The sequence below is a fragment of the Paenibacillus sp. P4_A9 genome (assembly GCF_056402415.1).
The window spans coordinates 1-6,870 of sequence record NZ_JBFUHL010000116.1 but is presented as its reverse complement, the minus strand read 5'-3'; the positions used below and the strand labels follow the sequence as shown (position 1 = coordinate 6,870).

Below are 6,870 nucleotides of genomic sequence, written 5' to 3'. Positions count from 1 at the left end.
ATGTATAGTTGGGGCAAGTATATTTTCTATTTCCGCACTAGCTGAAAAAGATGTACCCTCTCTGAAATCTCTAATTAAGGGTAAGCAAGCTCAATTTGATGATGAGTTCAATAAAATGGACACGATGCCCATCCAATCAAAAGAGTACCAAGAGATAAGAAACCAACTAGGCAATAAAACTAAGAGTTTGGGTAGTGAGATCAGAAAGCTCCAACTGGAAGCTGATCCTGACGATACTGAAAATTTTGCTAAGCAATTAGAGGAATCCATTGGTAACTTGACACTTTGTGTTATAGGATTTAAACAAGATGCGGTAAGATATAACGACGRTAAGTATCTCAAACAGGCAGAAGAAGTAGAAAAAAGAATTGAAAAATTGAAAAAAGGAGAAGAACAATACCAAAAAAATGAAAAGACCGTAAAGCAACTTCGTAAAGAACTCGATATTCCTGTACTATAATTTATTATTCTCCACACAATTAAACTAACGGAAAATGTTTGTTCAATGTCCTTAAAGTTGGACCATCCAATCATTACGTGTTCAAAGCTGCCGAATAGGTAGCTTTGTTTGTTTTTTTGGATATGATGTTTGTATATCTCGAAAAGGAGCAAAGGCATATGAAGAGTAACAAACCAGTAAAGATAGATGATTTAATCAGTGAAATTGAACTTCAAATTGACGATGCTTTTACTTTTATAAACACTAAAACAGGTGAAGTTATTACATTGATGAGAGAAGAAATTGGGGCAGCTGAAGATGAAGAGCCTCTCGAAAAATTTCCTGTATGGCAAAGGGCGAATATTGAAAAAGCCATTAATATAATTGAGGATAAAGTTGGAGTTTACGTTGACTTCACATTAAGAAATGAATTCAATGAATATGAATTCATTGAGGAGTTTATTCTGAGTATTAAGGATCAGAGGATTCGAGAAGAACTGTATGATGCAATTCAAGGAAGAGGAGCGTTTCGGAGATTTAAAGATGGAGTAATTGAACATGGTGTTGATAAACATTGGTACATGTATAGAGAAAATAAGATTAAAGAATTAGTAATTGACTGGTGTAAAGAGCACGACATTGAGATCCGAAATTAATATTGGTTATTAGCCATTCACAATATGTGATTATCCTTTTCGAAAGAGCTTATTAAGCTATCGGGCAGTTTAGTTTAATTAATCGACGAATACCTTAAACACGGTTAATTCGTAAAAGACTATGCAAGACTCCCGCGAAAGGATAATAATCAATGAGTCAATATAAATTGAGTGATATTGCGAGACAAATTGCAATTCAGTCATTTCTAAAAGAAACAAGAGCATCATATGAAGACGTGAAAGAAATCCTTGCTTACATGTACAAAAAAGTAGATATAATTGGCACCGATAATAGGACATTAAGAAACCCCTTGAATCTTGACAAATCCGTTTTTTATTTTAGAGATAGGGAAGGCCCATTAACAGGACAAGAAATGGTTACAGGGGATTATTTGGTTTTTGATTATGTTGGACACAGTGAAGATATGTTCATTACACAATTCAATTCAATTAATGAGATAGAAGAGAAGATTACTGGAGGCGGAGGGATTACCAATCCGTTTACAACATATCAAATTGCCATTGTTATGGGGAGATTTCGCCAGTACAATATCACATTTACAAATGGGGTTGATGGTCAGGAATATGATTTTGCAAAAAAAATTCATGATGCAATGCCAGAATATCAGAGTATTTTTGATAAAGAAAAACGACCAGAAACACGGCGATTTCAAATTACAAATGTGAAGATACATTGGCTTGATTAATCTAGCTATCGGCACTATTCATTCAACTAACGAGAAACGATAGCTTAACTAGGATGCCGATGCATCCGTTTTTTGTTCACTGACCTAACGGGCAGATTACTATGGAAGTTAGGGAATTATTGTGTTAATCAAGTTATCAAGAGAGGAGTGTTGTATCGTAGCCGTAAACGATTCTTTTTGTAAAATTTTTATTGATACTGATGTGGAAATCGAGCTTTTGTGCCAAGTAATCAATGGGTTAGTTAATGGAAATGCTGACTCATGGTTCAACATTAAAAACGAAATAATGGATTTGTCTGTAATTAAAAACGATTCTTTCGATGCAATGAAGAGACATGATTTCCCTGATGGTTTTGTATATTCACGGTTTTATCTAGAAGTTGAACCAAAAGAAAATATTGATTCTCTAAGATATATTAGGTCCATTTCTTTACTCCTTGAAAGCTTATGGGCAAAGGGCTATATTGCTGTTGCAGCATGTGATTTTGAAGATTTACTCCCACGAAAAGGCGGCTATAAATACGAGATTGAACTAAGGGTATCCGACAGCTTAATAAATAATTAGTTGAGGCTGCCGCAAATAGGCAGCCTCGCTACGTTAACGGGAGGATAGTTGAATCATTTCACGAATACCTCAAATATGGAAAATTTGCGAAGTTCATAAATAAGAGTTAGGTGAAAGTGCTGAAACCAAAAAATTTAAAAGGAAAAAACCTTATGAAAAATTCAATTAATAAATATTTGTATTACACAGGTATGGTAATGTTTTTAAGCTTTTTTGGTTTTATTTATATTGGAGGTAATATATTTGAGAAAACTAGCTACTCGCTTATTATCTATGATAACAAAGTAAGCGGTGAATTACCTATAGAAGGATTGAATGATATTAACCATAGAATAAATCACTTTATGCATGGATTTTCAGAACTTGATATACCAGATAAAAGAATAAAGGTGTCCCAAAAGGACCTATATGTATTAATAAAGCAAAAGAATAAAAACATTGAATTTGTGACTGACGATATAAGCGAATTGAATGATTATCTAAAAGATGAGATTAAGTAATTTCTAGAGGTATTCGAAGAAGTCAGCAACATAACCTAACTGCATCGTATCATTAAGCTAACGGATAACTATAGTTGAGGGGGGCTGCTTTGTGGCAGCTCCTCTTGTTTATTAAGTAACAGGCAGGATAGTTTACTCCTTAGCAGAATATTCTAAATATTGAATTATTGTGGAGGTGGAAATCGTTAAATACAAGAAAACGATAAATTACATTCAAATAATCGTATTTATTGGATTGGTCAGTGTTATTTTTGTACTTATAAATCAACAATCCCATAAAGAAAATACAAACAAAAACAAGTCAATCATTATTAACTTTGATCAAGTGGATTTGGACCGTGTAGATGAAATGGTGAATAGATTTAATGAAGGTAAAGGAGATAACTTAATGATTGTTTCTACTACAGTGGAAGGCRGTCCAATTATTCATGACGTAAATTCAAATGGTAGGGAAATACATTGGATAGTTGATAACACAAGAGACGCATGGAGTGACCAAGGCAAGACAGAATATGTCTGTAAATCAATTCGAATGAATGAAAGGGACAACGAGTTCCTTGATGTTGAATTGTCTAAATGTAATAACTTCAAGGAAGATGAGCAACTGAGACTAATATCATTTAGAAAAGAGCTGTTATAGTCTAACGGGAGAACAGTAGGTTCAAGTAGTCGATGAGACGAAGAGGWGGAAACCGAAATGAAGACGATTAAGTGCATGATGAACCACCTRTACTGGGCGGACGGACGCATCTTGGACGCGCTCGAGGAGAGTSAGACRAAGAACAAGGACCTTCTKAAGCTGGTTCRGCACGTCGCGGTCGCGGAACGAGTCTGGCTGTCCCGATTGSAGKGCAAGGGKAGCGCGCAATATTCGTTGTGGGAGGAAGCGGAAGACCTGACGGCGATCCGGASGATGTTCGAAGAAAACGCCGAGCAATATCGCGTCTATATCGAAGGGYTCRAGGAATCCGAGTTGGACGAGATGATCGACTATGCGAACCAGAGCGGGGTTCCGTTCCGAACGTCCGTCCGGGACATCCTGTTGCAGGTCCTCTTACATGGGCAATATCACYGGGGACAGATCAACCGGGCACTTCGGATCGAATTTGCAGAGCCAGTCCAAGTCGATTACATCACGTTCGCGAGGCTCTAATAGGGCATAATAATCACCATTACTCGGAATGGGTTTGGCATTGAACTAACGAAAAAACGTTAGTTACATTTAGAACCAAGATGAGGCTGCCAGCATGATAAGCAGCCTTTTTCTCAACTAAAGGGCAGTAATCTATACCCTTAAATTACCAATCATACTCGAATTACTTTGTATTGTGGAAGTTATTCTATTGGAGGATGAATATAGTGAATATGCCTTTTCAGTTTAATTACAATTTAGATTATGAGAATAGAGACAAGCTTTTGAAACTAGATGTAAATTGGGAAGATAAGATGAACAGGGTGGTTAAGTTTGAACCTTTTCGCATTGATATACTCGAAAGCTTAATTAACCAAAAGTTCATTAACCCTGAAGAAAGACAGAATGAATCTCCAAACGTTAATGAAATGCTTGAATTTATGAGAAAATATCCTGTTGTGTTTGTTTATGGGTATGCAGTAACACCAAAACGTAGGGATTACAGAGTTTCTTTAGAAGGTATGGCTGTTAATCAAGAAGATGTAACTGACGAACTAAAGGAAGCTTTTTTAGAATTTTGCAAAACTGCAACAGAGATACATACTGAAGGCGTCAATGGATTGTTGAGTTGGTGGGATTAACATTAAGCACGAATCGTTACCCTAACGAATAACTATAGCTCAGGAGCCTGTTTTGCAGCAGCGCTCTTCTTTTTTATCGACTTGTCAGTACAACAGTAGTACCAAAGAGCAACTGTCGGATTTACGGATAGTTGCTCTTTTACTTATTATTGGAAAATATTTTTTTTTAGTATGGAACCTTCAGTCCGTTCGACCGGTCTAATAAAATATATAAAGGAGGCGTAGTGGTGGATGATAATCTTCGTTATGTATCTGAGATAGAAGTTATTGATTTCCGGCATGTCATTGAAAATCATGGTCAGGCTGTATGGAATTACGTATATTTCCTAGTTGGCAAACCTGACATCGCGGATGATATTACTCAAGATACATTTAGTAAAGCCTACCGTTATATAGCTACATTTCGAGGGGATAGTTCTTTTCGAACTTGGTTAATTAAGATAGCACGTAACCTTGCAAGCGATTATAGGAAAAAGTCTTTTTTTCGAAAAATGATTCTCATGGATATCATTCAAGACAATAAGACTAGCCCATCGGCAGAAGAAGAATACTTGTCAAAGGAATTTACTGATGATATATGGAGAATTGTTTTAGATTTACCCATGAAACTAAGGGAGGTCTTATTGTTGGATGCAGTTCATCATATGACAATGAAAGAAATTGCGGATACTCTCAATATATCAATAGGAACTGTGAAGTCTAGGATCTTCCGGGCGAGGGCTAAAGTTGCCAAACAATTAGATAAGGAGAATGACTAATGTCACAGCGACCTGATTGGTATAGCCGGTTGGAGGCACAGCCTTTTAAACAAAATAAAATGACTCAAGAGAAAATTCGCCTTATTGAAATGGAACTTAAAAACAAAAGAAGCACATTTAGAAGAGTTGTGCCTTTGATGGGTTTAACAGTTGCAGGGGTATTGTTAGCAGGAATCTTTACATTGAACTTGGATAAAACATGGAGTTTTATTTCTAATTGGAATAGCGTTCAAAGAAGTATCCTTACTCAAAGTACCCCTCAGAATGAGGACCAATTACCAGAGGTCGGACAAAATGAGGCAGTTAATTATCCTCCCCGAAACAAAGTTTTTGAGAATCAGGACCAGCTACCAGTCGATGAAAAAGTTAAAGCTGAATTTATACAAAAGATGGCATATTCATACCAGAACATAAAAACCTTGAGAGGAAAAGCACTAACAAATATAAACTCAGTTTCTTCAACAGTTGAATTTCAAATTCGTGAAGGTAAGAATCCAGCTTCGTATGAAGTAGTTACTCAACCTGATGGGACTATAAATGAATATATAAATGATAATCATTATATGTTGGAGCAGACAAATGGTAAGGAAGACAGGGTAACAAAAGTTGGTCCTCGAAATCCAGAGATGGAGCCTAGAACAACTTTTGTATCTACCTCATCAGACGGAATCCCATCGTCTTACTTGCCTATCGATCCAGCTTGGTCAAGGAACGCACAAGATATCGTCAGTCCCTTACGTAACCTGGGTTTTATGGTTGTTGACTTAAATTTGTGGTCATTTAAAGGCGAAGATATATTAGTATCCMGTAAAACCAAACTCATTGAAGGAGAATTACCATTATATCAAAAGCAGAAGGGGATTTCAGTCACGTATAAAATATGGGTAGATGATGAGACAGGTTTGCTATTTAAAAAACAATTTTATGATAAAAATGGGAATGTTGTTGAAACTTTTGAAGTTACCTCAATAGAAATTAATCCTATACTGGATAACAGTATCTTTGAAATTCCTGATGAAAAATTGAAAGAAATTGATGGAACCGGTAAACAAATGATGATGACTAGCCCACACATGATGGCTGGAGATTTCCCTGTACCTGATTCAATAAATGCGAAGTGGGAAGAGGCTAAAAATAATCGACAGCAGACAACAACTATTCCATTTAATGATGATTGGTACATTATTCCGAAAGAAGGTTATCTCGTTAATTACATTAAAGTGAATGGAAACACAGGAACAATCGTCATGTCACCTACAACCAAGGGGTTAGTTCCAGCAGTAGCGAAAAGCTATAAACTAAATGAAATGAAAATAGAATATGAAAAATAGAAAATACGTTATGATTGACCGTGGAAGTAAACATTTTTCATCTCGACCTAACGGAGAATTATACTTGAGGGGCTTGCTTCACGGCAGCTTCTATTTTGTTTATTAAAGTAACGAACAGTTTAATACAACCATGATTAGTTG

Annotated in this window: 10 protein-coding genes; all 10 read left to right on the top strand. The window is 36.1% G+C overall.

What is annotated here, in order from left to right:
• A partial coding sequence (locus AC1DVJ_RS29185; RefSeq protein WP_477596109.1) for a hypothetical protein occupies positions 1–460 on the top strand: 460 nt, incomplete at its 5' end.
• A gap of 158 nt (positions 461–618) precedes the next feature.
• The gene (locus tag AC1DVJ_RS29180; protein ID WP_477596107.1) at positions 619–1,095 is read left to right on the top strand and encodes a UPF0158 family protein; all 477 of its coding nucleotides are present in this window, start codon (positions 619–621) and stop codon (positions 1,093–1,095) included.
• A 152-nt stretch (positions 1,096–1,247) separates the two neighbouring features.
• Positions 1,248–1,802 (top strand): hypothetical protein, encoded by a 555-nt coding sequence (locus tag AC1DVJ_RS29175; protein WP_477596105.1) that lies wholly within the window; start codon positions 1,248–1,250, stop codon positions 1,800–1,802.
• Positions 1,803–1,923: 121 nt separating this feature from the next.
• On the top strand, positions 1,924–2,367 hold the full coding sequence (locus tag AC1DVJ_RS29170; RefSeq protein ID WP_477596103.1) for a 1,4-dihydroxy-6-naphthoate synthase: 444 nt from the start codon (positions 1,924–1,926) through the stop codon (positions 2,365–2,367).
• Positions 2,368–2,477: 110 nt separating this feature from the next.
• On the top strand, positions 2,478–2,867 hold the full coding sequence (locus tag AC1DVJ_RS29165; protein ID WP_477596101.1) for a hypothetical protein: 390 nt from the start codon (positions 2,478–2,480) through the stop codon (positions 2,865–2,867).
• A gap of 175 nt (positions 2,868–3,042) precedes the next feature.
• Positions 3,043–3,507 (top strand): DUF4362 domain-containing protein, encoded by a 465-nt coding sequence (locus AC1DVJ_RS29160; RefSeq protein ID WP_477596099.1) that lies wholly within the window; start codon positions 3,043–3,045, stop codon positions 3,505–3,507.
• Positions 3,508–3,564: 57 nt separating this feature from the next.
• Entirely contained in the window at positions 3,565–4,020 is a 456-nt protein-coding gene (locus tag AC1DVJ_RS29155; RefSeq protein ID WP_477596097.1) for a DinB family protein, read from the top strand.
• A 206-nt stretch (positions 4,021–4,226) separates the two neighbouring features.
• A complete protein-coding gene (locus AC1DVJ_RS29150; protein ID WP_477596095.1) occupies positions 4,227–4,640 on the top strand; it encodes a hypothetical protein in 414 nt (137 codons plus the stop codon).
• A 227-nt stretch (positions 4,641–4,867) separates the two neighbouring features.
• Positions 4,868–5,398, top strand: a complete 531-nt coding sequence (locus AC1DVJ_RS29145; protein WP_477596093.1) for an RNA polymerase sigma factor — start codon at positions 4,868–4,870, stop codon at positions 5,396–5,398.
• The gene (locus AC1DVJ_RS29140; protein WP_477596091.1) at positions 5,398–6,729 is read left to right on the top strand and encodes a sigma-E factor regulatory protein RseB domain-containing protein; all 1,332 of its coding nucleotides are present in this window, start codon (positions 5,398–5,400) and stop codon (positions 6,727–6,729) included. The genes AC1DVJ_RS29145 and AC1DVJ_RS29140 overlap by 1 nt, the downstream gene beginning before the upstream one ends.
• Positions 6,730–6,870: the final 141 nt, after the last annotated feature.